This window comes from Methylovulum psychrotolerans (genome assembly GCF_002923755.1).
In the GTDB taxonomy this organism is placed as follows: Bacteria; Pseudomonadota; Gammaproteobacteria; order Methylococcales; family Methylomonadaceae; genus Methylovulum; species Methylovulum psychrotolerans.
On record NZ_PGFZ01000001.1, the window covers coordinates 777,973 to 804,337 of the forward strand.

General features: G+C 50.0%; 24 protein-coding genes and 3 tRNA genes. 6 read left to right on the top strand and 21 right to left on the bottom strand.

Annotation, left to right across the window (positions count from 1 at the left end):
- Position 1: 1 nt before the first annotated feature.
- From ispE to AADEFJLK_RS03595, 3 genes are read right to left on the bottom strand one after another with little or no spacing between them, the layout of a single operon-like run.
- Positions 2 to 874: a 4-(cytidine 5'-diphospho)-2-C-methyl-D-erythritol kinase gene (gene ispE, locus AADEFJLK_RS03585; protein WP_103973320.1), complete on the bottom strand. Its 873-nt coding sequence runs from the start codon at positions 872 to 874 to the stop codon at positions 2 to 4.
- Positions 864 to 1,448, bottom strand: a complete 585-nt coding sequence (gene lolB, locus AADEFJLK_RS03590) for a lipoprotein insertase outer membrane protein LolB (RefSeq protein WP_103973321.1) — start codon at positions 1,446 to 1,448, stop codon at positions 864 to 866. Before lolB ends, ispE begins: the two co-directional genes overlap by 11 nt.
- Positions 1,449 to 1,450: 2 nt before the next feature.
- On the bottom strand, positions 1,451 to 3,205 hold the full coding sequence (locus tag AADEFJLK_RS03595) for a tetratricopeptide repeat protein (protein ID WP_249027964.1): 1,755 nt from the start codon (positions 3,203 to 3,205) through the stop codon (positions 1,451 to 1,453).
- Positions 3,206 to 3,435: 230 nt separating this feature from the next.
- On the opposite strand from AADEFJLK_RS03595, the gene hemA reads away from it, so the two are divergent.
- The 4 genes from hemA (at position 3,436) to prmC (ending at position 7,784) form a co-directional block, all read left to right on the top strand.
- Positions 3,436 to 4,695: a glutamyl-tRNA reductase gene (hemA, locus tag AADEFJLK_RS03600; RefSeq protein WP_088621706.1), complete on the top strand. Its 1,260-nt coding sequence runs from the start codon at positions 3,436 to 3,438 to the stop codon at positions 4,693 to 4,695.
- On the top strand, positions 4,692 to 5,777 hold the full coding sequence (gene prfA, locus AADEFJLK_RS03605) for a peptide chain release factor 1 (RefSeq protein WP_088621007.1): 1,086 nt from the start codon (positions 4,692 to 4,694) through the stop codon (positions 5,775 to 5,777). Before hemA ends, prfA begins: the two co-directional genes overlap by 4 nt.
- A gap of 71 nt (positions 5,778 to 5,848) precedes the next feature.
- On the top strand, positions 5,849 to 6,796 hold the full coding sequence (locus tag AADEFJLK_RS03610) for an Rpn family recombination-promoting nuclease/putative transposase (protein WP_103973322.1): 948 nt from the start codon (positions 5,849 to 5,851) through the stop codon (positions 6,794 to 6,796).
- A gap of 151 nt (positions 6,797 to 6,947) precedes the next feature.
- Entirely contained in the window at positions 6,948 to 7,784 is an 837-nt protein-coding gene (gene prmC, locus AADEFJLK_RS03615; protein ID WP_103973609.1) for a peptide chain release factor N(5)-glutamine methyltransferase, read from the top strand.
- Between the two features lie 214 nt (positions 7,785 to 7,998).
- Here prmC and AADEFJLK_RS03620 read toward each other — a convergent pair whose 3' ends face one another.
- The 14 genes from AADEFJLK_RS03620 to AADEFJLK_RS03685 form a co-directional block, all read right to left on the bottom strand.
- The gene (locus tag AADEFJLK_RS03620; RefSeq protein WP_232463716.1) at positions 7,999 to 8,631 is read right to left on the bottom strand and encodes a glutathione S-transferase family protein; all 633 of its coding nucleotides are present in this window, start codon (positions 8,629 to 8,631) and stop codon (positions 7,999 to 8,001) included.
- An 8-nt stretch (positions 8,632 to 8,639) separates the two neighbouring features.
- Positions 8,640 to 9,485, bottom strand: a complete 846-nt coding sequence (locus AADEFJLK_RS03625; RefSeq protein ID WP_103973323.1) for an SDR family NAD(P)-dependent oxidoreductase — start codon at positions 9,483 to 9,485, stop codon at positions 8,640 to 8,642.
- A 72-nt stretch (positions 9,486 to 9,557) separates the two neighbouring features.
- Positions 9,558 to 10,187, bottom strand: coding sequence for a Crp/Fnr family transcriptional regulator (locus tag AADEFJLK_RS03630; protein WP_103973324.1), 630 nt, complete (start codon positions 10,185 to 10,187; stop codon positions 9,558 to 9,560).
- 336 nt (positions 10,188 to 10,523) lie between these two features.
- Entirely contained in the window at positions 10,524 to 10,910 is a 387-nt protein-coding gene (locus AADEFJLK_RS03635; protein ID WP_088619995.1) for a hypothetical protein, read from the bottom strand.
- Positions 10,911 to 11,130: 220 nt separating this feature from the next.
- Entirely contained in the window at positions 11,131 to 11,520 is a 390-nt protein-coding gene (locus tag AADEFJLK_RS03640; RefSeq protein WP_088619996.1) for a hypothetical protein, read from the bottom strand.
- Positions 11,521 to 11,806: 286 nt separating this feature from the next.
- Positions 11,807 to 11,882 (bottom strand) — tRNA-Glu (locus tag AADEFJLK_RS03645).
- A 39-nt stretch (positions 11,883 to 11,921) separates the two neighbouring features.
- Positions 11,922 to 11,997, bottom strand: a tRNA-Glu gene (locus AADEFJLK_RS03650).
- A gap of 29 nt (positions 11,998 to 12,026) precedes the next feature.
- Positions 12,027 to 12,102, bottom strand: a tRNA-Ala gene (locus AADEFJLK_RS03655).
- Between the two features lie 48 nt (positions 12,103 to 12,150).
- Positions 12,151 to 13,554 carry a glutamate--tRNA ligase gene (gltX, locus tag AADEFJLK_RS03660; protein WP_103973325.1) on the bottom strand — a complete coding sequence of 468 codons (1,404 nt, stop codon included), beginning with the start codon at positions 13,552 to 13,554 and terminating at the stop codon, positions 12,151 to 12,153.
- A gap of 4 nt (positions 13,555 to 13,558) precedes the next feature.
- Entirely contained in the window at positions 13,559 to 14,026 is a 468-nt protein-coding gene (locus tag AADEFJLK_RS03665; RefSeq protein ID WP_249027965.1) for a tetratricopeptide repeat protein, read from the bottom strand.
- Between the two features lie 49 nt (positions 14,027 to 14,075).
- Entirely contained in the window at positions 14,076 to 15,347 is a 1,272-nt protein-coding gene (gene serS, locus AADEFJLK_RS03670; protein WP_103973327.1) for a serine--tRNA ligase, read from the bottom strand.
- A 148-nt stretch (positions 15,348 to 15,495) separates the two neighbouring features.
- Positions 15,496 to 16,884: an argininosuccinate lyase gene (argH, locus tag AADEFJLK_RS03675; protein WP_103973610.1), complete on the bottom strand. Its 1,389-nt coding sequence runs from the start codon at positions 16,882 to 16,884 to the stop codon at positions 15,496 to 15,498.
- A gap of 119 nt (positions 16,885 to 17,003) precedes the next feature.
- Complete coding sequence (locus tag AADEFJLK_RS03680) at positions 17,004 to 17,456, bottom strand: GNAT family N-acetyltransferase (protein ID WP_103973328.1); 453 nt, start codon at positions 17,454 to 17,456, stop codon at positions 17,004 to 17,006.
- A gap of 1 nt (position 17,457) precedes the next feature.
- On the bottom strand, positions 17,458 to 17,772 hold the full coding sequence (locus tag AADEFJLK_RS03685; RefSeq protein ID WP_103973329.1) for a type II toxin-antitoxin system TacA family antitoxin: 315 nt from the start codon (positions 17,770 to 17,772) through the stop codon (positions 17,458 to 17,460).
- A gap of 466 nt (positions 17,773 to 18,238) precedes the next feature.
- Between AADEFJLK_RS03685 and AADEFJLK_RS03690 the strand changes: the two genes are divergently transcribed.
- A complete protein-coding gene (locus AADEFJLK_RS03690) occupies positions 18,239 to 19,060 on the top strand; it encodes a UDP-2,3-diacylglucosamine diphosphatase (protein WP_088620000.1) in 822 nt (273 codons plus the stop codon).
- A 92-nt stretch (positions 19,061 to 19,152) separates the two neighbouring features.
- Here AADEFJLK_RS03690 and AADEFJLK_RS03695 read toward each other — a convergent pair whose 3' ends face one another.
- Together AADEFJLK_RS03695 and AADEFJLK_RS03700 are read right to left on the bottom strand one after the other, a co-directional pair.
- Positions 19,153 to 20,202, bottom strand: a complete 1,050-nt coding sequence (locus AADEFJLK_RS03695; protein ID WP_103973330.1) for an MJ1255/VC2487 family glycosyltransferase — start codon at positions 20,200 to 20,202, stop codon at positions 19,153 to 19,155.
- On the bottom strand, positions 20,202 to 20,723 hold the full coding sequence (locus AADEFJLK_RS03700) for a phosphatase PAP2 family protein (protein WP_088620002.1): 522 nt from the start codon (positions 20,721 to 20,723) through the stop codon (positions 20,202 to 20,204). The genes AADEFJLK_RS03695 and AADEFJLK_RS03700 overlap by 1 nt, the downstream gene beginning before the upstream one ends.
- Positions 20,724 to 21,121: 398 nt before the next feature.
- Between AADEFJLK_RS03700 and AADEFJLK_RS03705 the strand changes: the two genes are divergently transcribed.
- Positions 21,122 to 22,510, top strand: a complete 1,389-nt coding sequence (locus AADEFJLK_RS03705) for a DUF2252 domain-containing protein (RefSeq protein ID WP_103973331.1) — start codon at positions 21,122 to 21,124, stop codon at positions 22,508 to 22,510.
- A gap of 171 nt (positions 22,511 to 22,681) precedes the next feature.
- Here the strand turns inward: AADEFJLK_RS03705 and AADEFJLK_RS03710 are convergent, their stop codons facing one another.
- Positions 22,682 to 25,477 (bottom strand): NACHT domain-containing protein, encoded by a 2,796-nt coding sequence (locus AADEFJLK_RS03710; RefSeq protein ID WP_103973332.1) that lies wholly within the window; start codon positions 25,475 to 25,477, stop codon positions 22,682 to 22,684.
- An 83-nt stretch (positions 25,478 to 25,560) separates the two neighbouring features.
- Complete coding sequence (locus AADEFJLK_RS03715) at positions 25,561 to 26,277, bottom strand: PmeII family type II restriction endonuclease (protein ID WP_088620005.1); 717 nt, start codon at positions 26,275 to 26,277, stop codon at positions 25,561 to 25,563.
- Positions 26,278 to 26,365 lie beyond the last annotated feature (88 nt).

Sequence of the window (26,365 nt, forward strand, 5' to 3'; positions counted from 1 at the left end):
ATCAAGATATAAAATCACCCGACTTCATCATTGAAAACAAAGGTGATTCATTGACGGATTTAGTCAAGTACACTTGCCACTTAGCTTTAAGTGACTGGTACGCGCTAATCGCATTTGTTTCTGAATCAAACTGTGCAAAAACACAAGCCCCAGTTCCAGTTAATTTTGCATCTGAAAATTCAGACAAATCAACTAAAGCATCTTTAACGGATGGATAACGCTGGCAGACCACATCAAGACAGTCGTTTTGTTGTTGGCCTGCTGTAAAGTCAGATATTCTGATGGATTTGCTGTCTCTTGTCAACCCTTCTGCACAGAAAATTTCTTTCGTATTGACATGACAATCCGGCTTAATAATAACAACCCATTGTTCAGAAACGGTTATGGCCTGAATTTTTTCGCCCACACCTTCTGCCCACGCCGCCTGACCAAAGGCAAAAATCGGCACATCCGCCCCTAATGACAAACCCAGTTCCATGAGCTTCTCGGTGCTTAAATGTAGCCCCCATAAGACATTCAGCGCAACCAAAACGGTGGCGGCATCGGAACTGCCGCCGCCCAAGCCGCCGCCCATCGGCAGTTTTTTTTCCACCTCAATACAAACCCCTTCGCTACAGCCCGTCGCCGCTTTCAGCAAATTCGCAGCCCTGACTGTCAGGTCGTCGGCTTCGGCGACCCCAGGCAAGGGGTGTTTCAGACTGACCCGCCCGCTGGCATCGGGGTGGAAGCGGATCTTATCGGCCAGTTCGACAAACTGGAACACCGTTTGCAACAGGTGATAACCGTCTGCCCTGCGCCCGACAATGCGCAGCATTAAATTCAGTTTTGCCGGAGCCGGCCAATACGCCGCCCATAATGCCTGTTTAGTGCCCATCCTCACCCTTTATGACCCATTGCTCAATAATTAACTTTAATTTTGCCTGTCCGTTCATCACGGTCATTTTTCGCGGCAATACGCGGCGGCCCACCGTCTGCATTTGCTTATACTCGACCAGCCAACCCGCTTGCCGGAAACCGGACGGCATGTCCACATAAGCCTGCTCCGTAGCCGGCAAGCCGACAATCCAGTAAGCTAATGCCTTAATCGGCACATCCATGCCCAATTGCTGGTTAATAAACGCCTCCGGCTGGGCCGAAGTCTGCACATTGCCGCCGCCCCGGTCGATACTGACCGTCTCGCCCTGCAAACGGATGATTGTCGCGCCCTGCCCTAAAGGACCGGACAATTTTAGCTCATCATGCGCCGGGTCATGCTGCCAAAGCAGGTTCGCCGACCAGGCCTCTTTGCCGCCGCTTAGGGACATGCGCCCCTCCAACGCCCAGTCCGGCAAGGGCGGGCTATTGGCCAGCACCGCCCTTGAATAACTGCCGTCTGGGATGACTTCAACGGTGTTGCAGCCGGACAACCATAACGCCACGGCTAACGCCGCAAAAATAGGCCTACGCATGGCTATTGGGCGGGATCTAAGATGCGGGTTTTAAAATCCAGCAAATAGCGGTCGCTTGGCGCTTCTTTAATAGCCTCGTTATAGATTTTTTTGGCCTGGTCTTTCTTGCCCAAGAACCACAGTACCTCAGCCAGATGCCCGGCAATCTCGTTCTCTTTCTGCTTGCCGTAGGCCCGTTGCAGATAATCCAAGGCCTTGGCGGTATTGCCCAGCTTAAACTGTAACCAGCCATAGCTATCCAAAATCACCGCCTCATCAGGCGACAATTTTAACGCCCGTTGCAGATAACCCTCCGCCTCTTGGTAACGGGTGGTTTTGTCCGCTAAGGTGTAACCCAGAGCATTTAAGGCCTCGGCATTATCAGGATGCTGGGCGATGATTTTTTTCAAATCCGCTTCCAATACGTCCAGCTTACCGACATGCTCAGCCATCAAAGCGCGTGCATACAGCAAACCCTTATTATCAGGCTCATCCACCAACGCTTTGCTTAATAGCTCAAAGGCCTTGGCATACTGGCGCTGTTGGCTAAACAACTCCGCTTGGACAATAACAATACGCTCTTTTTGTTGCGGATATTTCTTCGCCAACGCCACCACGCGGTTTTCCGCTTGGGCGAATTGCTTATCCCGACCTAACAGGCCGACAGCGGCAATACCCGCCTCAAACCCCAAACGTTCGTCATTGACCTTATCGTACCAAGCCAAAGCCTTAGGTATGTCGTTATCTTGCTCGGCAATTTTGCCTAAATAATAACTGGCTTGCGGTTGCCATTGCGGGTCTTTCAATAAGGGCGTGAGGGCATCTTCGGCCTCATCCGGCTTATCTTCCTGCAAATACACCAGACCTAAAGCCAAACGGCTCTCGGATTCTTGCGGGTTGGCCTTAATAATCGCCTGATACAGCGTGATCGCCTCATCATAGTCACGGTTTTTAATCAAAACCTGCGCCAGCACCTTTTTGATTTTGATGTCATCGGGCGATTTCTGCACGGCGGCTTTCAGAACCGTTTTCGCCTGATCGAAATGCCCCGACATAATCGCCAACTGTGCTTGGAGCATTAAGGCCTTATCCCAATTAGGCTGTATGCGTAACGCTTCGGCGACTTTAGCGGCGGCCAAATCCGGCTTGTCCATTTGCGTTGCCAACAAGGCCTCGACAAAATACACTATCGCTTGGTTAGGATGCCGGGCGGCAACCGTATCCAGCACCTCCAAAACCGGCGCGGACTTATTGGCTTTTTGCAACACACCCGCCAATTCCAACAAAGCCTTGTCAAAATTTGCCGGATCATTTTTCAATAAGGACTCGATATGCTCCACAGCCGCCGCTTTGTTACCCGCCTGCAAAGCCGATAAGGCGGCAAATTTCCGCGCCGTGGCATTATTAGGGTCTTGCCGCAACCAAATCTTTATTGCTTCATCCAATTTGTTGCCGTTTTTCAGATACATGGCTATCATGGCGGCACGCTCGGCAAAACGCGGGTCATGGACACGCTTTGCCGCTTCCATATAACCCTCCAAAGCAATATCATATTGACCACGCTGTCCTGCCAATTCAGCGGTTAACAGCATAAACAGCACATCAGGGTCTATAGAAGTATTAACATCTTTGGGCTTAGGCTTAATCACGGCAGGCTTATCGGCGACCTGGACCGCGTCGGAAACCTGCGGCTTATCCGGCGCACTGGCGCAGCCGTATAGCAAGACCAGCGTAGTTACTGAGAATAATCTAAAAATAAACAGTCTAAAAGTTAACACTCACAATCCTATTTTAGGTCTCAAAGGTAGGGCTATAGATTAGCAGAAAAAGCCGTTGATTTAGAGAGCTGATTACAGCATTTTCATTAAGCTATTCTATTTCTTGGCATAGAGCGAGATAATATACGGCTGATTTAGCAAAAAGCCATCGGCGCAGGCCTAATTTAAGCCCTTATAGCCCTGGCAAAACCCATATCGAAACCGGTAACGTCCAATTGACCACCCATACCATGACACTCCTTGCCGTAGGGATTAATTACCAAACCGCTCCGGTCTCTGTCCGCGAACGGCTGTCCTTCCCTGCCGACGTCTTGCAGCCTTCCCTGCAAGAGCTGCATAACCTTAAGGAAATTAGCGAAGCGGCGATCCTGTCGACCTGCAACCGCACCGAATTTTACTGCGCCGCCAGCACCACCAACCAGCAAATCCTGATTGATTGGGTCGCGCAAAACAAGCATTTGGACAGCCATGACCTTACCCCCTACCTGTACAGCCACACCGGTCCCGCCTTAATCCGGCATATTTTCCGCGTCGCCAGCGGTTTGGACTCGATGATCTTGGGGGAACCGCAAATCTTAGGGCAAATGAAGACCGCCTACCAAGCGGCTTGTGACGCGGGAACCTTAGGCAAACATCTGGGCAAACTGTTCCAGCACACCTTTACCGCCGCCAAAAAAGTCCGTACCGACACCGCCATCGGCTCCAGCCCGGTGTCGGTCGCGTTTGCCGCCGTGCAACTCGCCCAACAGATTTTCGACAAGCTCAGCGAACAAACCGCCCTGCTGATCGGCGCGGGCGAAACTATAGAGCTGACCGCCCGGCATTTAAGCCAACAAGGCATAGGCCGACTCATCATCGCCAACCGCACGTTTGACAAAGCCCATGCCCTCGCCACGCAGTTTAACGGCTACGCCATCGACTTGTCGGAATTGCCTAACCACCTGGCCGAGGCCGACATTGTCATCTCCTCAACCGCCAGTTCCTTACCGATATTAGGTAAAGGGCGGGTAGAGAGCGCCTTAAAAAAACGTAAACACAAGCCCATGTTTATGGTAGATTTGGCAGTGCCGCGCGATATTGAGGCGGAAGTCGAACAATTGCGCGACGTATACCTGTACACGGTTGATGACCTCCAACACACCATCGACCAAAACATGAACTCCCGGCGCTTGGCGGCGGCCCAAGCGGAAGAGATTATCGACACCCAAGTCGACTATTTTCTGGCGTGGCTACGCGCCCAAGGGGCGCAATCGACCCTGCGCGACTTTCGCCTATCTGCCGAAACCATCCGCGATGAAGCTTTACAAAAAGCCCAACTTGCGCTCAAAAACGGTGCGTCCGCCGAAGAAACCTTAAACCGTCTCGCCCACACCCTCACCAATAAACTCATCCATACGCCCAGCAGCCAAATCAGGATTGCCGCCGAAAACGAACGTCATGACTTAGTCGCCGCTGCCCGCGAAATTTTTAAACTCAGCGATACCCAATGAAAAAATCCATACAAATCAAACTTGAAAATCTGTGCGAACGCTACGACGAAATCGCCGCCCTGCTCTCAGAACCGGAAGTGCAAGGCAACCAAAACCGCTTCCGCACCTTAAGCCAAGAATACGCGCAAATCACCCCGCTGGTAGAATGCTATAAACGCTATGAGCAAGCGCAAGACATGCTCGCCTCGGCCAAAGACATGCTCAATGACAGCGACGCCGATATGCGCGAACTGGCTAAAGAAGAAATCCGGGATGCCGAAAACCAAATCGACGCGCTCGACCACGAGTTGCAACTGTTATTGCTGCCCAAAGACCCTAACGACAACCGTAACATCTTTTTAGAAATCCGCGCAGGTACTGGCGGCGACGAAGCGGCGATTTTTTCCGGCGACTTATCGCGCATGTACCAACGCTATGCCGAACGGCGTGGCTGGCAAACCGAAATCATTAACGAAAGCCATGGCGATCACGGCGGCTATAAAGAAGTCATTTTGCGCGTTTCCGGGCGTGACGTGTATTCGCAACTAAAATTTGAATCCGGCGCCCACCGCGTCCAACGGGTGCCTGAAACCGAATCGCAAGGCCGTATCCATACCTCCGCCTGCACCGTCGCCATCATGCCCGAAGTGGACGAAGTCGATGCCGTCGACATCAATCCGGCTGATCTGAAAGTCGATACCTACCGCGCCTCCGGGGCAGGTGGCCAGCATATCAACAAAACCGAATCGGCGATCCGTATCACCCACATCCCTACTGGAGTGGTAGTCGAATGCCAAGATGAGCGCTCACAACACAAAAATCGCGCCCGCGCCATGTCCTTGCTGGCCTCGCGCCTGCTTTCCGCCGAACAGGAAAAGCACCATGCCGAACAATCGGCAACCCGTAAGCTACAAGTCGGCAGCGGCGACCGTTCCGAACGCATCCGCACCTATAACTACCCGCAAGGCCGCCTCACCGACCACCGCATCAACTTGACCCTATACAAGCTCGACGACATTATGCAAGGTGGCTTGGAGCAAGTCATCCAGCCTCTAATCCACGAACACCAGGCGGAAATGCTGACGCAATTGGGCGAAGATTAAGGCAATCAGCCTTTATGACATTCTGCTGTTAGGCCTTGTCGCCGATAAAACCACCTCTAGCCGATAAAACCATGACCGAAGCCCTGCACGACAAAGGTTACAAGCGCCTGTTCTCCAACAAGGTGATTTTCCGCCAATTAATCGAAAGCTTTGTCCTTGAGGACTGGGTGCAAAACTGCGATTTTAGCCAGTGCCAAAGGGTGGATAAGTCTTTTGTCTCGGAACACTACAAAGAAACCGAAAGCGACCTGATTTATCAGGTCAAATTCAAAGGCAGCAGTAATGCCTACATCTTTTTGCTGACAGAATTCCAAGCCACCGCCCCTTGGTACATGGCCATCAGGATGCTCAACTATGTCGGCAACTTTTACATGGACTGGCTACGCGATAATCCCCAAAAGCAGGATTTGCCGCCGATATTCCCGCTGGTGCTGTACAACGGCAACCCAAAATGGACGGCGGCGACCGATTTTGCCAGCCTACTGGGGGCAAACCATATATTGGGCAAATATACCCCGCAGCTTCACTATTGCCTGATTGACGAAAGCCAATACGACCTTGAAAACCTGCGGCAAATGGGCAACCTCGTTTCCACCCTGATTATCGCGGAACGGTGTACCGACATAGCAACCATCAACCAAGCGTTTCTGGCGCTCTATGATAAATATGACCCGCTTGGGAGCGAAGAAAAACAACCTTTCATGGACTTGCTGAACTGGTTCATTCAGCTTATCCTAAGGGAGAAAGTATCCGGTGACGGCTATCAGGAATTGGTGAATACAATCTATGATTCGAAAGAAAAGGTGGCAAACGTGTTAACAGAAACATTAGCAAAATATGGGCAAAATTTTTATGTCAAAGGCAGAGAAGAAGGTTTGCAAGAAGGCTTGCAGAAAGGCAGACAAGAAGCCCTGCTCAATGCGGCCCGCAAGCTGTTAAGCTCAATGGATGATGTCGCGATTGCCGAAATAACCGGCTTGCCCGCCGCTACCATCGCCGAACTGCGCCGCACTTGCTAAGAATTAAAGGCACTTTCCCTTTCCAAGTATTCCCTATCTCCACAGAGCATAATGGGCAGACATTTCTCTTTCGGCTATAAATGCAATGCTGAAATACGGCACTACGCCCATTCATGTAGGCCTTAACGCGCCTACCCAACACCAAATACCCATGCCCACCATTAACGCCCTTCTGGCACAAGCCAGCCAAAACCTAAACGCCAGCAGCGGCTCCCCGGCCTTAGATGCCGAAGTCCTGCTATGCCACGTTTTGCAAAAAAACCGCTCTTATCTACGCGCCAGGTGCGACAACACCCTTACAGAAACCGAGCAAGAACAATTTTGGCAACTTTGCCGCCACCGTCAACAAGGCCATCCTATCGCTTACCTCACCGGACAGCGCGAATTTTGGTCACGCGACTTTATCGTCACCCCGGACGTGCTTATCCCGCGCCCTGATACCGAGTTGCTGATAGAACTCAGCTTGGCCTTGGTCGCCCACGATGCACCAGGCCCTATTCTCGACCTAGGTACAGGCTCCGGCATCATTGCCATTATCCTCGCCGCCGAACGCCCCAACGCCCACGTCACTGCCACTGACTTTAGCCCTAAGGCTTTAGCCGTCGCCCAACAAAACGCCGCCCGCCATCATCTCAACAATATCGGCTTTTATCATAGCAATTGGTTTGCCGACCTGCCGCCGCAACGCTTTCAGCTCATCGTCAGTAACCCGCCTTACATTGATCCGCAAGACCCACACCTACACCAGGGTGATGTCCGCTTCGAACCGGATTCGGCATTAATCGCCGCCGACCATGGCTTGCAGGACATTAAAACCATAGTGGCTACCGCCAGACACTGGCTGAGCGAAGAAGGATATTTGCTAATAGAGCACGGTTATGACCAAGAGGCTGCCGTACAGGCTATTTTTAAAGCATCTGGTTATCAGGATGTACGGACGCATAAAGATTTATCGGGACAAGCGCGGGTGACGGGTGGGCAAACCTAAAGTATAGGCATACGCCCTGGAACGTATACTCTGAACGGTCAAGTTTTCGGCTTTTACAATTCACCGTAGGGTACGCTGTGCGTACCTTTTGCACTGATTTTATGAGGTTTTTTTAAAGGTACGCACAGCGTACCCTACCAAAAAAACCGAAAACTTGACCGTTTAAAGTATAGATACCTTACCGCCGCTTGCAGCTAAGCCACAAAACGCGTGCCTAGGCGCATTGGATACCGATATGGTTTGCTTGGGCTTGCACCCGCCCGAACCACGCCTTTATATGCCGATAAGCGGACAGGTCAAACTCGCCCTCCTCGGCAACATGGGTATAGGCGTATAAGGCCATATCGGCAATGCTATACTGGTCGGCGACAAAAAAGCACTTAGCTTGCAAATGCCGCTCCATCACATCCAAAGCCGCATAGCCCGCCTCCATCTTACCCTTCAGCGGCTCCGCATAATGGTCTTTCGCCTTGAGAATACTGATCCAATAACGTGCTGTGGCAATATTCGGCTCATGGCTATACTGCTCAAAAAACAGCCACTGCAAGACTTGCGCTTGGGCAAAGGCATCGGTCGGCAAAAACGCCGTATTCATCGCCAGATACCACAAAATAGCGTTCGATTCCGGCAAATAGTTGCCGTTATGCGCCAACACCGGCACCCGGCCATTAGGGTTAAGCTGCAAAAACGCATCAGTACGCGATTGCCCGCTTAAAATATCGACATCAACCCTTTCGTAGGCAATGCCCAACTGCTTAAGCAACAACCGTATTTTGTAGCAATTGCCCGACGGCAAAAAATCATAAAGCTTGTACATATCCGCCCCATTAAGAAGTAAAAACGCCACCTTTTCCCCTAGCCAGACTTGCCCTCCCCCAACAACACAAACAACAGCCTATCCAATAGCCTCGCGGGCAACAGCTTTGGCAAATAAAAATTGGCAAATTTTTGCGGAACCGGATTGTAGCGCACCTTAGGGCGCTTGGCCTGCATGATGTTTAGCACCAGCTTAGCGATAACGAGAGGGCTTAAGCCTTTTTTCTCGCCCGCCAAAGAGATGGCGATAAATTTTTTAAACGGCTGCTCGTAGCAGCTCCCCGGAAAGAAATTAGGGGTTGCCGCTTTTGCCCAAATAGGCGTTCTGACGCTGCCCGGCGCAACCACGACAACATCAATGCCCAACAGCAGCAATTCACGCCTTAAACTATAAGACAAGCCTTCCAGCGCATGTTTGCTTGCCGTATAACCGCCTAAGAACGGCATGGCCAGTTGCCCAGAAACCGAACTGATATTGACGATTTTAGGCCTAATGCCCGCACTATCCGCCCCCAATAGCGGCAAAAAAGCCTGTATGACCCGAACCGGCGCCAACACATTCACCTCCAGCATCGTCTGTATGTCATCCAGCGGTTGCAATTGCAGCGGCGCGGGCATGACAATACCCGCATTATTAACAATAACATTGAGTGGCCTGCCTGCCAAAGCCGCTTCTACCGTCACAACCGCCTGGCGCAAGGCAGCCTCGTCCCGCACGTCAGCAAGCAAAGGCACGAACAATTCCCCCCACTTAGCTTGGCAACGGACCGCATCTGCGGCGGTTCTCAGCGTCCCAAACACCCTGTAACCGCTGTCTATACATGTTTGCGCAATCGCCTCACCGATACCGGATGACACCCCTGTAATTAGCACCGTATTTTTCATCACTTTTCCTCCGTTGAGTTAAAGTGTCATGATGCCGCATTTATCGCCAATAGACCTGACACATTTGTGACACTAACGGCGGTCAGCCAACTTTTTTCTGATCCGGCTTAATGATTGCCGCTCAATGCCCAAATAAGAGGCGAGATGCGTTAAAGAAACCCTGCCAAACAAATCGGGATGCTGCCGGACAAAATTCAAGTAGCGCTGTTCGGCCACCTCCACCAGACACGCCTCTATTCGCGCCTGCTGCGCGGCCAGCACCTGCTCTTTATATCGCCGCCCATAAGTCTCCAGATTTTTAAAACGGCCAAACCCGTCCGCCATCGCCGTATACGGCAAATCAACGATGATACAAGGCTCAAGGCACTGGAAAGCATAGCGGGAAGGCTGGCGGGCGACAAAGGCGGCGCAATCGGTCGCGTAATCGTTTTCTTTGACAAAGCCCATAGTAATGTCGTTGCCGTCACTGTCAATATAAAAACTACGCAGCAAACCCGCATAAACAAAGCCTATCGCGTTTTGGACAACGCCGGCCTGCAAATATAACGCCCGACTTTTATAATCAGCCACCACAACGCTTGCCGCCAAAAAATCCTGCTCCGCTTCGGTAAGCTCAGGACACAAGACCCGATAAGCGTTGAGATAAGCGGGTATGGCCTGCTTGGCCAAAGTTTCGGCACAGGGCCGTAGCACTTTATTCATAGCAACAGTTACCAAACACAAAGGGATAAGATAAGCGGGCAGGCCACAATGGAACCGTCCCATCAGGGAAGGACAACGCTGGCAAAGCAGTGACTAAGAAAATTACCAAACCCGAAAATGGGTGGGAAGGGGAACGGAGTATCAAAAACGGGGGATAGAATAGAAGCTGGTTTTTTTACTTATTATGGGACTGCTTTAGAAAACCCATCCGGCAGTTATCATAAACCTACCCGTTTAAAAGACCGCCACCCCCGCTTTCGCAGACCGGGTGGTGGAAACAGCAAAAAGCCACACCAAGAGAACCCCGAAAAGCCTCCCGGTATGGCTTAAAGAATCTTACAACAGACCTTTCAGATCTTGGAAGCCTTTATAAGCATTTCTCAATTCTTGCTCTGCTTCTTGTAACGCGTTGTCTTTAGCGTGGTTTTTAGCAGCTTTCAATTTGTTGTTAGCTCTTGAACGGGCCATATCAACTTTATCGTTAGCGTTGATTTCTTTGCTGGCATCCAGGGCATCTTTAATTAATTTAGAAACCGCTTCACCATCGGAACCGCTGGCAATCGCATCAATCGCTAACTTTACTTTAGCAGATACCATGTCAATTGCTTCCACAGGGGCGTAAACGACTCTGCCTGGATCAGTTTCAGCAACAGCGATTGATGAAACACCGCCTAAAGCCGATGCAATCACTAAAGAAAGTAAGATTTTTTTCAAGTTTTTCATGTTTCACTAGTCCCCTAGTTGTTATTTTTCGTAAAAATTTCGCCTGCACAGCCATTGTTTACAGCCATGTGACAAAATTATTCTAGCATATTTTAGGCGTTTTCAATCGTGCAAACTGCGTAAAAAACCACTTTTTTAGCAATATTTTTAATAGCCCCCCATCAGGCCCAAAATCGGCAAAATAAGTCCGCCAAAATAGGCCTGACAGGCAAACAACTACTTATTTGTGGTTTGCGTCGTAAGTTTCTTTCATTTCTTTGTAACCGGTCAGCGCTTCACGCAATTTGGCTTCAGCAGCGGTCTTGTCACCTTCTTCAAAAGTGTCACGCGCAATTCTCAGCTTATCGTTAGATTTTTGGCGTTGGCGCTCAGTCAACTCATAACGGAACTCTTTTTGCAGCTGACGGGCATCGTTAATCGCCTTAACGATGTCTTTTTTATCAGCGCCTTTTTCGGCTAAGCCAACCGCTTCTTCAATTTTAGCAATAGTGCCTTCTGCCGCAGCTTTAACCGACGCTTCACCAGTTGCTTCAGCGAAAATAGGGGATGAAGCCAACACCATAGTTGCGGCCATAGCCATAGAAAGAACGGTTTTTTTCAATTGTTTCATTAAATTAAGCCTTTTAGTTAATATATAATTTTGATAGTGAAGTTAGCGTGCCAACAATACCCTACGAAAAATAGGAAATAAAATCAAATAGCTATCTTCAGGATCGGATTCTAGCATAAAAAAACGCCCTAAAACCGAATGTAACCGTCTTAACGGGCAAAAAATATCGCGATATTTCTACGGTCGGTAAAGGCTGCAAGGGCATAGCGCAAACCGCCACCCGCCGGACAAGCCGACAAAGTGACGGGCATAAAAAAAGGTTATCAGAATGATAACCTTTTGTGTATGGCGTCCCCAAGGGGGTTCGAACCCCTGTTCTCGCCGTGAAAGGGCGATGTCCTAGGCCGCTAGACGATGGGGACTAAATTGGGATTAGTCCGGCCTATAAAGTAACAATAATGTGGCGTCCCCAAGGGGGTTCGAACCCCTGTTCTCGCCGTGAAAGGGCGATGTCCTAGGCCGCTAGACGATGGGGACCAGACACTATTACTAACTTTAAAAAACGGTGGTGGAGCCAAGGAGGATCGAACTCCTGACCTCTTGCATGCCATGCAAGCGCTCTCCCAGCTGAGCTATGGCCCCGTCCAGTAAAGCCAGTCATTTTACAGGATAATTTCATCCTGTAAAGCATTATTTGCTATTTTTTATAAACTCAATCGCTTTTTGTAGTCTGGCTAAGGTTTTTTCCTTACCTAACAATGACAAAGTGACATCAATCGCTGGCGATACGCCAGAACCGCACACAGCAACCCGCAACGGCTGCGCAACCTTCCCCATACCTAAAGCCAAGGTTTCGGCCAGCCCAACAATGATGTCGTGCAACTGTTCGCCCTGCCAATCATTAACGGCGGCAAATGCCTCATAAATATGCGCCAGCACGCTATCAGAGCCTTCAGTAAAGGCTTTCTTCGCCGCCTTCTCGTCGTAACTGTCAAAATCTTTATAGAAGTAGACACTGGCATTAGCCATCTCCACCAGCGTTTTGCTGCGCTCGCGCTGGGCTTTGACCACTTCCGCCAGAGCCGGGCCATCGGCAGGATCAATGCCGCGTTGCCCGATATGCCACAGCAAATGCATAGCGACCAACTCAGGGTCGCTATGCATGATGTAGTGGTGGTTTAACCATAACAGCTTGTCCATGTTAAAGGTCGAGGCCGCACCGTTAACATCAGCCAAGTCAAAAAACTCGACCATTTCGGCGATGGAGAAAATCTCCTGGTCGCCATGCGACCAGCCCAAACGCACCAGATAATTAAGCAAGGCCTCCGGCAGATAACCGTCATCGCGAAATTGCATCACACTGACCGCGCCATGGCGTTTTGACAAGCGTGCGCCATCGGCACCCAAAATCATCGGCAAATGCGCGTAGAACGGCACAGGTGCGCCCAATGCCTTAAGAATATTCATTTGCCGGGGCGTATTGTTGATATGGTCATCGCCACGGATGACATGAGTCACGCCCATATCCATATCATCGACTACCACTGTCAGGTTATAAGTCGGCGTACCGTCGCCCCGCGCGATAATCAAATCGTCCAGTTCCTTATTGGCGACGACAATCTCGCCCTTCACCAAATCGGGAATGGCCACCACCCCATCAAGCGGATTTTTAAAGCGCACCACCGGCTCCCTGCCCTCAATGGCGACGGCATGGTCGCGGCATTTGCCGTTATAGCGCGGTTTTTCCTTATTCGCCATCTGTTCGTTGCGCAATTGCTCCAGTTCTTCTTTACTGCAATAGCAATGATAAGCGTCGCCTTGCGCCAGCAATTGGGCAATCACTTCCTTATAGCGGTCAAAGCGTTGGGTTTGGTAATACGGGCCTTCATCATAGTCCAGACCTAACCAATCCATGCCGTGCAAAATGGCATCGACCGATTCTTGCGAGGAACGCTCTAAATCAGTGTCTTCAATGCGTAAGATAAACGTGCCGCCCTGTTTACGCGCATACAGCCAAGAAAACAAGGCGGTACGCGCACCGCCGACATGCAGGTAGCCCGTAGGGCTGGGGGCGAACCGAGTAATGGTAGTCATAAAATTATTTCGTCAGTAAGATTTTTTTGGCATATTCGCCAGGGATTTGTTTCGACGCGCTTAAGCGCATCCGTTGGTAGCTAAAAGCTACCCCGCCAGCCGCAACCGGATTTTTGCCTAAAATCGCCAGCGCCGCCGTGTGGCCTTGTGCCGCCGCTTTTTCGTACCAGTAAGTCGCTTCTTTGACATCGTTTTTTACGCCCACGCCGCTGTCAAACAAGGCGGCGACCAGCACTTGCGCGTCAAGATACCCTTGCTTGGCGGCTTTTAACAGCCATTCGGCGGCTTTGGCTTCGTCTTTATCAACCCCGTTACCAAGCAGATACATCGCCCCCAGCTTAGCTTGGGCGGCGGCTTGGCCTTGGTCGGCGGCTTGTTGCGCAACGGCAAAAGCCGTCGGCTCCTCCGCCCACGCTTGTGGGGCCAAAGCCAGAGCCAGGGCTAACAGAATAAAACGGATTTTTTTCGGCATAAAGTCACTCCTTAAGGGCATTAGTCAGTATTGTTTTAGCAAAACGGCCTTAGCCGATCACCGTCACACCGCCCATATAAGGCAGCAACGCTTCAGGAATATGGATACGGCCATCGGCATCCTGATAATTTTCCATAATGGCAATCAGCGTCCGCCCCGCCGCCAAACCGGAGCCGTTCAGGGTATGCACCAATTCCGGTTTGCCCGTCTCAGGATTACGCCACCGCGCTTGCAGGCGGCGGGCTTGGAAATCTTTAAAATTGCTGCACGAAGAGATTTCCCGATACGCGCCCTGCCCCGGCAACCACACTTCCAAATCGTAAGTTTTGCTGGAAGAAAACCCGGTATCGCCCGCACACAACAGCATCCGGCGGTACGGCAGTTTCAGCTTTTGCAAAATACTTTCGGCATGACGGGTCAGCTCTTCGTGCGCTTGCGCGGAATCTTCCGGTTTGACGATTTGCACAATTTCGACTTTTTCAAACTGATGCTGGCGGATCATGCCGCGCACGTCACGGCCATAAGCCCCCGCCTCGCTACGGAAACACGGGCTATGGCAGACAAATTTCAGCGGCAGTTCCTTCGCCTCAACAATCGTATCCCTGACAATATTCGTTACCGGCACTTCGGCGGTCGGGATCAGGTACAAGGCCGGATCATCGCTGGCCTTAAACAAATCGGCGGCGAATTTCGGCAATTGCCCCGTACCGTACAAACTGTCGGCATTGACCAAAAACGGCACATAGGTTTCCGAATAGCCATGCTCGCCGCTATGGGTGTCCAGCATCAATTGGATAATCGCCCGTTGCAGACGCGCCAGCGCACCGTTCAGCACGACAAAACGGCTCCCGGCGATTTTTACGCCCAATTCAAATTCCATGCCCTTACTGACACCCAAATCGACATGATCTTTCGGGGTAAAGTTAAAACTGGGCAACTCGCCCCAACGGCTTATTTCCACATTAGCCGACTCGTCCTTACCGTCGGGCACGGCCTCGTCGAGAATATTGGGGATACCTTCCATCAACGCCGTCATAGCGGCCTGAACATCCGCCAACGCCACTTCCGCCGCCTTCAAATCATCGCCCAACTGTTGGACATGCGCCATTAACGCCTCGACGCTCTCGCCCTTCGCTTTCGCTTGGCCAATCGCTTTCGAGCGGCTATTGCGTTCGTTTTGCAATTCTTGCGTCTTAACCTGAATCGCCTTACGGCGGCTTTCTAAAGCCTCGTAAGCGCTGGCATCAAAAGCAAAATGACGGCGTTGTAATTGTTCCGTAACCAAAGCCAATTCAGTTCTAAATAAACGGGGGTCTAGCATAAGTACCTTACAGTGTATAAATGTTAAAAATAGGGCGAGACAGGATCTGGCGCAAAGCGGCGAAATTGTAACGGATTACCCGCTTGCCCGAAAACCTTTCAGGGGCAGACACCCAACAAGCCGTCAGCACCGCCCCTAAAGCCCAAGCCTAGACTAAACGTTGCCGCGCCGCTTCAATCGCCAGCCTGACCGTTTCCGGCGCAGTACCGCCGATATGCCGACGCGCCGCCACCGAGCCTTCCAAGGTCAAATAGCCGAACACGTCTTCGGTAATCAACGGCGAAAAGCCTTGCAGTTCAGCCAGCGTCAGCTCAGACAAATCCCGTTGGGTCTCCAGCCCCAAGCGCACCGCCAGACCGACCACCTCATGGGCATCGCGGAAGGCCATACCCTTGCGCACCAGATAATCCGCCAAATCCGTCGCCGTGGCAAAACCGCGCTTGGCGGATTGGTACATATTGGCTTTTTTGGCGGTGATATGCGGCACCATATCGGCATACGCGCGTAAGCAGTTAACCAGCGTGTCGGCAGTATCAAACAACGGCTCCTTATCTTCCTGGTTATCCTTGTTATACGCCAAAGGCTGGCTTTTCATCAGCATCAGCAAAGCCACCAAATGCCCTGTTACCCGACCCGATTTACCACGCACCAACTCCGGCACATCGGGATTTTTTTTCTGCGGCATAATCGACGAACCCGTGCAAAAGGCATCAGGCATGTCAATAAAATCAAACTGGGCGCTAGACCAAAGGATCAGCTCTTCGGAAAACCGCGACAAGTGCATCATAATCAGGCTGGCGACCGCCGTAAATTCAATAGCAAAATCCCGGTCACTGACCGAATCCAAAGAATTCGCCGACGGGCGGCTGAAACCTAACAGCTCAGCGGTCAACTGGCGATCTATCGGATAACTGGTCCCCGCCAAAGCCGCCGCGCCCAGCGGCATCACATTCAAACGTTTGGCGCAATCGTCCAAACGCTCGCGGTCACGGATGAGCATCTCAAACCACGCCATCAAATGATGCCCAAAAGTAATCGGCTGGGCGACCTGTAAATGGGTAAAGCCCGGCATGATGGTGTCGGCGTGTTGCGCCGCCAACTCGACAATAGCGGCCTGCAAACGGGTCAATTGCGCGGTGATCTGGACTATCTCGCTACGCAAATACAAGCGGATGTCCGTGGCGACCTGATCGTTGCGTGAGCGGCCAGTATGCAGTTTTTTACCTGCAATACCAATCAGGTCGGTCAAACGCGCCTCGATGTTCATGTGGACATCTTCCTGCTTGATCGACCAGACAAACTCGCCACGGTCAATCTCGCCGCCGATTTGGGTCAGGCCGCCGATAATGGCATCGCGCTCGGCTTCGGTAAGGATACCCACCGCGCACAACATCGTGGCATGGGCGATAGAGCCTTGAATATCCTGAGCCGCCATACGCTGATCAAAATCCACCGAAGCGGTAAAGACCTCAACAAACGCATCGGTTGCTTGTGCAAAACGGGCACTGGAAAGTTTTTCAGAATTAACAGAAGTCATGGTGTTTTTAAAGCCATCGGAAAAATTCGCCAATTATACCGCTTAGCGGCCAATCCATGTTTAAAAACGCGGCTTAACTGTTATTTTTAGGGATGGGCAAGAATATCCGCCATAAGTCCTTAAGGAATGCCTGCAATCAACATACACAAAGATAGCGGATTATCGGGAAGAGCGACGAAGCCGTAACGGGCGTAAAATACCGCCAATTCTGTAGTCTTGGCATCAACAAACAAAAACCTACCGCCAATTATCCTAGAAGCGACTTTGGCCTGAGCCATAGCGTCAAGTAACAAAAGCTCACCATAACCTTGTTTTTGCTCTTGGCACGCCACAGCCAAACGGGCCACCATCATTGCGGGAACATTTAACGGCAGGCCTTTTTGCAGTGCTTGCGGCAACGCTTCTTTGGATACTAAAGCCCGGATAGCCAACGAATAGTAACCTATAATGATAGTGGGCAAAGAATCCCGCACCATAACAAAGGTACGCGATAGATCTTTCTTTTGATGTTGCCGTGCAGTATTTTGCAGCCAACTATTAAGGTCGCTATTGCCGCAATTGAAATTTTTCAAGTTATATGTCTGATCTAACGGTTGTATTGAGAGACCCACTTTTTACCTCGTTTTTATAGCGTTCAGATGCCTTTGCCAAAATACTATTAGGGGGTGATTGCTTCTGAAGCATGTCGAATAACATAGCGGCATCTTTATGGGTCAAGCTAATAATCGTTTCACGCTCAATTAACTGCTCTGCCCTTTCAAGGGCACTTTGCACCAGAAACTGATTTAGCGTCGCGCCTGTTAAATCTGCCGCCTCCTGAATTTTCTCTTGGATAGAGAGGGAGACTCTTGCCGTAATACGGCCTCGTTCTATTGATTTTTGCTGCATATTAATTACCTATGCGCCCATGTTAGGCAGAATATGTCAATATTTTTTACTGTTAGATATTGACTCGGGGGGATTATGGATGCTTTATCATTTATCTTACTTATTTTCCGCTTCATTCTCCTGTTAGCTTCGTTAACGATTATTATATGTCAATGGTGTCAAAATGACACCATTATTTTCTGCTGAATTGCCTCCCTGTATTAACCCATCAAAAGCTGAAAGCCAGTTCTGACTAACCCGCATAAATACCGCAATGTCCATGGCTACCGTCACAATAAAGTCACATTGATAATTTATGATTAAGACACCGTTTTTACAGCAAAACCTGAAAGTTTCCATATCGTGGGACGGCAAGGCAACCCCATCGCCTTAGGCCTTCACTCGCCGCCGAAAGGCCTGTGTCAGCCTAACCAGCACGCCTGCCCGCCTCCGAGGCAACCCTTAACTCAGCGCGTAACCCATCATAATGAGCAAAAAAATCAAAGCACCTTACAAAGCCGTGTTTGTTTCTGACATTCATCTTGGCACTCGTTCTTGTAAAGCGGAGTTTTTACTAAAAACCTTAAAAAGGCTGTCGTTTGATGAAATTTATCTGATCGGCGATATTATTGACGGTTGGAAAATCAGGCGTGGCTGGTATTGGCATCAAGACCATACCAATTTTTTAAGAAAAATATTGAAATACTCGAAAAACAAACGGGTCGTTTATATCGCGGGCAACCACGACGAGTTTCTGCGCAATTTTTTATCGCATGGCGATTTGAATATCGGCAATGTGGAAATTTACGATGAAATGGTCTACAACAGCGCATCCGGCAAAAGCTATCTGCTCACCCATGGCGACAATTACGACATCGTAACCCGCTACCATAAACAAATTGCCGTCTTGGGCGATATTGGCTACGAAACCCTACTGTCTTTTAACCGCCATTTTAATTGGATAAGACGGCATCTGGGTTTTGGCTACTGGTCTTTATCCAAGTTTGTCAAAAACAAAGTCAAGTCGGCGGTGTCGTTCATCACCCAGTTTGAAATTGTAGTCGCCAACGAATGCCAAGGCCGGGGCTTAGACGGCGTAGTGTGCGGGCATATCCATTCAGCCGCCAATAAATACATAGACAACATCCATTACCTGAATTGCGGCGACTGGGTGGAATCGTGTACCTTGATTGCCGAAGATTGGAATGGCGAATTCCATATCATCGAATATAACCGGCTAGCGGAAACCATACCGCTACTGACAGATGAATCATTGGTGGAAGATATGGCTGACGAAGCGTTAGGCTAACCCGCCAAAAGCAAAGGGCGGCGGAACATCCCCCTGTTCCGCCGCCCTTTGCTTTATTTAGGGTAACGCGATGTTAAGCGTACATCCCCATCTTAAGCCTTAGACAAATCAAGCTTGATGACATTGACGCCGTCCCACACTTTTTCGACAAAATCAGCATCCATCTTCGGCATACCGTCTTGCAGCCACTGCACCAGAACCTTCGCCACATTAGGATAAGTGATGTGCGTGGCATGGTTGTCATGCAGCCACGGCTCAATCACCGCCTTATCCATCGTTTTCATGGTATGGCCATAACCCAGTTCTTTTAAGGCGGCGGCGTTGGAAATTTGCTCCATTTGCGAATGCAACGGCTTAACCAAGATTTTTTTACCTAATTGTAAAGCTTCGCTCGCCAACTCAAAACCCGCGTTACTGATAATACCGCCGCAATCATATAAATCTTTTTGGAAGCCAGTGCGCGATAACGGGTTACAGGTGATATGCGGGTAAGGTGATGCCACCACCTCAGGTGCATAAAGATGAAACTCAAAATCCGTGAACCCCGCCAACAAATTGATAACGGCAGCTTGGTCTTCAAAAGGCAAATACACAATGATTTTATTTTTGATAATGCGGGTAGGCGTTTCGGGGGTTTCAATAATCGGCGGTAGGATCATTTCGCCGAAATGGTGCCAATGCAATCCCACGCCGATATCGGCTGGGGCGAAATACTTCATGACCTGATTGGCGATCGGATCAGCTCCCGCCCTAGGGATAGGATAATTGAACGCATACTGATGGCCAATGCCCAGCACGGGTTTTTTCTGGCGCTTAGCCGCCCAAGCAGTAACCGGCTCGAAATCGGTCAAAATATGGTCATAGCCACTTAAATCTAAGGTTTTTATGTCCTTTAAAAAAGTCAGGGGCTTCGCATCCAAAGCGGTTTTCAAATAACTGACTTGGCCTTTATGGGTATTAAACGTTAGCCCAGTGCGGATTTGGTAGCCATTGAAAACTTCCATATCAAAAAATTTATCGATAGGCCGCCCGGTAAATTGAAACGTAACTTCTATACCTGCCAATTGCAGTTCTTTTGCCATGACCCTAGCGCGGGTGATGTGGCCATTACCCGTTCCCTGAACCCCGTAAAAAATTCTCATCAGATGATTTGTCCTAAACTAAAAAGTGCTGTGCAGATACCCAAAATACCGCCCATTAAGGTATCCGTCGGAAAATGTACCCCCAAAACAACCCGAGACAATGCGACCGCCGCCGCCCAACCATATAGCGGCACCAACAAGGCAGGAAAAAAATACGCCAGTAAGGTCGCGACCATAAACGCCGCCGAAGTGTGCCCAGACGGGAAGCTAAACTTATCGGAAGGTTTAATGATGCTGCGAAAATTCTTTAAGGCCGCTTCTGGACGGTTGCGTTTAAAACTATTTTTCAACACAAAATACAAAGGCCGTTCCACTAAAAACGCTAACAGCATGGCGCGTAGCAAGGGGCTTTCGAGGCCTTCGCTAAAATACAGTACGGCGGCGATCAAAACATACAATTGCCCGTCGCCTGTTTTCGACAAATAACGGCTAATGTTAGACAGCGTGCTATGAATTTTGGCGTTAAGCAACCAAGTAAACATAAACACGTCATATTTGTGTATGGACAGTAATAGCTTCATGTCGTTATCCTCTCAATAGATAAGCTGCCGAGGCTATCCTTAGACTTTGCAGCAAAGAAATCTTACGATTTTTTATTCTAATTATTGTTGTTGTGGGTTCTTAAGATTAAAGCGATTCTGTGACAAGGAAATGAAGCTTTGTTTACGATTTAATGACAGTATTGTTTAGCCGAAACCAAATACTAGCCAAAACATTGGCTTATCCTTTTTTAGCTTAGCTTAACAAGCACTTATTGCTATCGGTCGGGCGGAAAGCCCGCCCATAAGAAAACCGTGCGGCTAACGGTAAAACCAAGGGCGGCGCAAATTTGCAATTAAATGATTTCATCAAAATGTCATGTACTCTAGCTAGAATCCTCAGGTTTTACCTTTAGCCCCTTAACACACCGGGATCCTTTATGACATTACGCAATATAGTTGCCGCCGGACTCATTCTAGCCAGCCTAGCCTCCATAGCCCCTAGCACAGCCGAAGCCGCAGCAAGCCGCAAGGCATGGCTGGTGCAACAAATCTATAATTACAACCACCCTTTTGCCGCTAACCTACCTACTGAGTTGGCGACCAAAATGACCAAAATGTCAGTCAGCGCCTTTAGTTTTTATCGCGGCACCGCGCATTTGTTTTATGTAGATACGAAAAATACCGCCTCTTGGCCCGCTTCTTTGTACACCAACACCTCCACCAATGGGGTCTGGTTGGAAGGTGATTTGCATATGCAGAACATGGGCGGTTCACGCGATGCCAACGGCAATGCGGTATTCGACAGCAATGATTTTGATGAAGGTTACTGGGGATCTTACACTTGGGATTTACGCCGTATGGCCGTCGCCATTTTACTGGCGGCAGAAGAAAACGCCATCAGCAGCAGTGACCGCCAAACTTTAGTGAAAAACTTTATCGACAGCTATGCCACACAAATGGCCGCTTTTAAAGGCAACGACAACGAATTGACCTACCGCCTGACCGCCAGCAACACTAACGGGGTGGTAAAAGACACTATTCAGGCCGCCGACGGCAAAACCCGCTCTAATCTGTTGGCCAAATACACGACCGTCAGTTCCGGCCTGCGTTACTTCCAAACCATCAGCGGCTCTTTACAACCCGTCAACAGCAGCACATTTTCGGCCCTTAATTCCGCCATGTCCGGCTACATCAGCTCTATCGCCGCATCCAAACGCTATAGCAACAGCTATTATCTGCTTAAAGATGCAGCCTTGCGTTTAGGCTCAGGCACGGGCAGCCTAGGCCGTTACCGTTACTATTTGTTAATCGAAGGCCCTACGTCAGCAACCAGTGATGACGTGATTTTAGAAATGAAACAAGAAACCAACAGCGCCGTCTCCTTGGCTGCCGCAGGTAACATGCCGACTTGGGTTTATGATTCGCACAACGGCGAACGGGCCATCAAAAGCATGAAAGCACTGCTCAGCAACACCGATGTCTTGGCCGGCTACACGACCATGAGCAGCCTGCCCTTTGCCTTATCCGAACGCTCGCCTTACCAAGAAGATTTCGATTACACCCTGCTCACCACTTACGCGAAATTTAATGACGCGGTCAACTATATGGGGGCTATCCTCGCCAAAGACCACGCTTTAGCAGATAAGGATTACGATGCCACCCTGATTCCCTACAGCATGGACAAAGAAATCACCGATGTGATTAACGGCAATGTCTCTGGCCTGAAAACCGAAACCCTGAACTATGCACTGAATTATGCCGCCCAAGTCAAACAAGATTATGCTGATTTTGTCAGCGCCAAAAACAGCGGCCTCACCCTTTACTAAAACGCAGTAACATATCCCCCGTTTGCCGCGCCGGACACCTCAGGTTCGCTCAGGGCTAACCCCAAAAGGCGCGGCAAGTATCCACGGGGCGTAAGGCTGCCCCTGCCCTCCGACAAAACCGAAGGGCATACAATCTGACATCTGCACCCTGGCTTGGCTGGCAAACCTGTCTCATGCCCATCCTTTGCCACACCCGCCTCTTTCCCGGACTATTTTTATGCCCTCCCATGCGGGCAGCAAACCTTCGCTACGCGCCGCCGTGATTTTATAGGCCCAAAACCATGCCAATAAGGTTTCTTTTAATAATTCGCTATCGACGGCTTCCGTTTTCCTCCAAAAGAGCAAACGTTTCTGTTGTGTTAACAGGGAATTTAATTGCCTACAAAAGGCCTCCCAACGCACCGTTAACAAAACGTCCAAATCATATAAAATGATAGCTCTGGCGGCTTGGCGGATGCTGATGCCATTAGCTTGGGGACTTTCAATAGCGGCCAATAATTCCTTGAATAACGGCGCTAACGGCGACATCCCTAAACGGCCAACAACTTCTTTTAAGTCAGGGATGCACTGCTTGGCAAGCTTAATATCCATCACCCGCTCAAGGCCTTGCATGTAGCCTAAATCAAGGCCGCAGTCTAGCGAAAAATCTAGGGAACGGACATGTTCAAAGGCATGGGCGATAGCATAGACCAAAGCACGGTCTTGGCTACGGCTAGGCGTAGGGAGGGGGGCAAGGTCAAGGATCTGTTCAAGTGCCGGACAAAGGTCAGGATCGAAATCAGAATCGAAGCCACGTTCAAGGTCTAACGAGTAAAAATACCCTGCAAGATAAAGGGCGATGGCGGCCCGGTCAGCCGGATTTTTTAGCAACCCATAACCGAATCTGACCGCTAACGGATGGAGGTCGGACAATTGCCGCAGATAATGGTTGCTATGGCTTACATCCTGCCAAACCAAGGCATAATTGCCTTGCTCCCAACACCAAACGGCATAAGGCGGCTGGGGCGAAGCGGTTATGCCCTGTTGAGCCTCTGACACGGTTGGCAAGCGGTAATGTTGGCCCGTTTTTTGGCTTAACCACGCACAAAACGCTTGGGCATCAGCCGCCTTTATGCCTAAAACGGCTTGTTGCGCCTTATCTGGAGAACCACCTGGCGGATACTCGGTGCCACCTGTCGCATCTACAAACAATTGGTATTCGGCGCAACTGAGCCATTCCGCGGTAATCTCCGTTTGGCCATTGAGTGTTTGCAACGTTTTCAATCGGCTATTTAAGCGGACGTTAGCGGCCAATTGCCGCAAACCTGTATCGCCACTTACTACGTTTTCTGCCAACGTTGTGCGTAACGCTTGTAAAACCGGTTCATCCACTGCCACTGCCACGTCTGCACAATCGCTGGCCAAGCTTAGGCTAGCCCAAGTATTTTGCTGTAAACAGGCACGGACAATCGCGCTGGCATTCGCTTGGGCACTATAAAACCGGAGAGTTTCATGCCACACGTTATCCGCAACCAAAGCTTGCCATGTTTGGTCGGGGGGATATGCCAACCAATGGCAGGCGGTCAAATAGTCTTGCAGCGCCAAATGGGCAAAACGCCAACCTTGGGCTGTGTCACCAAGCAACAGGCCGCTGTGAGTGGCCACGGCTGTCAAAAACTGCCCACCCAAGATTTGGGAATCAAAACCTAATCGCCTTAAGGGTTCGGCGATCAGCCTTAACGCCTCTGCCTCTGTTATGTCACTTTGATAATGGCCCCGCATCGCCGCCGCCAAAGGCTGTAACACGATCTGCTTTTGTGCGGCGGTTAAATTATCATAAAAACCACCTGCCCGCCCCTGCCCTAAGGCTAGGGCACACGTTTGGGCAAATAACGCCACCCGTTGTTCAGGTACTTGCTGATGCCGGCTGTACACAACCGCAAGCATCGTTAATAATAAAGGATTAGCCTTTAGTATATCCAAAGCAGGCGGGTGGCGCAGGCAAGCTAATAACTCATCGGCTTTACGCTCACCCGCTGTTCTATCAGCCTCTACCAATGCCTGTTGTCCATACCAACGGCAAGCAAATTCGCGCACTTGCGGCCCGGCAAGCGGCAAGATTTCCAAACAATCGGCGTGTTGCAAAGGCGTATCCCAATAGCCTTCCGGGCGCGAGGTAACGACAAACAGGCAGTGGCGGTAATGACTAATTTGCCGATCTATCCATAAGGCAACACGGCGGCGGGTGGCTGTATCGGCGATGTCAGCCAAATCATCCAACAATACAATGGCTTTGCCTTTATGCAACTGTTTGGCAAACCACTGGGCAGGCGGATTTAAGCCGGGGTAACGGTTTTTATCGCTAAAATGCGCTTGCGCAAGCTGGGCCAAATCCATTTGCCCAGCCATAATAGCGCCGACATGCCCGCGCAAGGACAGCCACATAGGGGTACGCGCCGTAGCCTGATACATAAGTTGCCGATTGGCGGCAAACGTTACGGCAATATGCCGCAATAAGGCACTCTTGCCGCCGCCCGGTACACCGAGGACTGCCAAAGCCTGTTTTTCCGGCAAAAAAGCCCAGATAGGGCGATTGCCTTGTAATGCCTTACCCCTAAAGCAAGCCGGTTTATTGGGAGACAGGCAAGGCGATAGATTTAATTGGATATAGGTTTTTTCGCCAGCCAAAGCCAAGATGCCGGGGACAGATAAGCCTGAAGAAGCCAATACTTCGCCCCCAAACAAGACCTGTCGCTTATAGCGTAAGGTAAAACAGCAAGGCGAAAACCATTGAATCCCGACCAGCGTCAGCCGGCTGAAAGCGTTATTAATTATGCCAGGTAAGCTATCAGCCACTTTTTTGCCCAAATAAGGCATAACCACCGCCATTGCCATGCAAGCCAAACCACTAATGCAGGCTATAGGATCAGAGCTTAACGCTTGTAGCCATTTATTAAATTGGGGATTTATCTTATCGATACCTTGCATGGGATTACCTGTTTTTTTATAGTTACCTGCATTCAGTTATACATCTGCGGCGAAAAGACACAACCGCCCATCATAAGGCATAGCTATCCCACCAAACGCTTAATCACCTCAGTTTGGGCAAGAATATCCGCCACTTCATTGAGCATATCCGCCCCTTTGGCCTCGACCGCGACATCGGCGATGGCTTTTTTCAGTTCCGAATAAAAGCTAGGGTCGCCCGTGAGCCGGTACCAAAAATCTTGGCCAATATATAACGAGTAATCATGCTTATCGCGCAGACTTTTATAATGGCTGCTTTCTTGGCCGGGTTCACCGTATAAAATCCCCACCACCAAATCATGCTGCTGTACAGGCAGGTTATTGGTCTTCCCTAAATTCTTGGCTTGACGAAAATGGTTGTGGATCGTTTCGACATCATCCTTATTAATCGTGTTCGGCCCCAATTTCGCTTGGCAATATTTTTTCCGGCCATCGAGCGCATCGGTAAACTCAATATCAATGCCTTGTACCAAAGACCCATAAGAATTCAGCACCCCCGAAATGAAGGTCTGCATATTCTGCCCAAACGATGTGGTGATGGATGAGCCCAGCACCCTAGGATACAATAAAGCCTTAGCCACCGATTGCGGGGTCAGCTCACCCGTCAAAAACGCCGCGATATAGGGGACGAGAAACGGGTTAATGTCAAACTCGCTGGGATTAGCCAATTTTAAGGTGTTTTTTATATGGTTAGGGATAATCACCTCCCTAAACCAGGTTTTTACCTTCTCTAAAATCGCTTGTTTTTCTTGTTCGGTCATAATCTATTATCTGCATGAGGGGATAAGGATGATTTTGGCATGAATATAGCCCAACATAAATTCGTAAAGTCAGATAGAATAACCATCA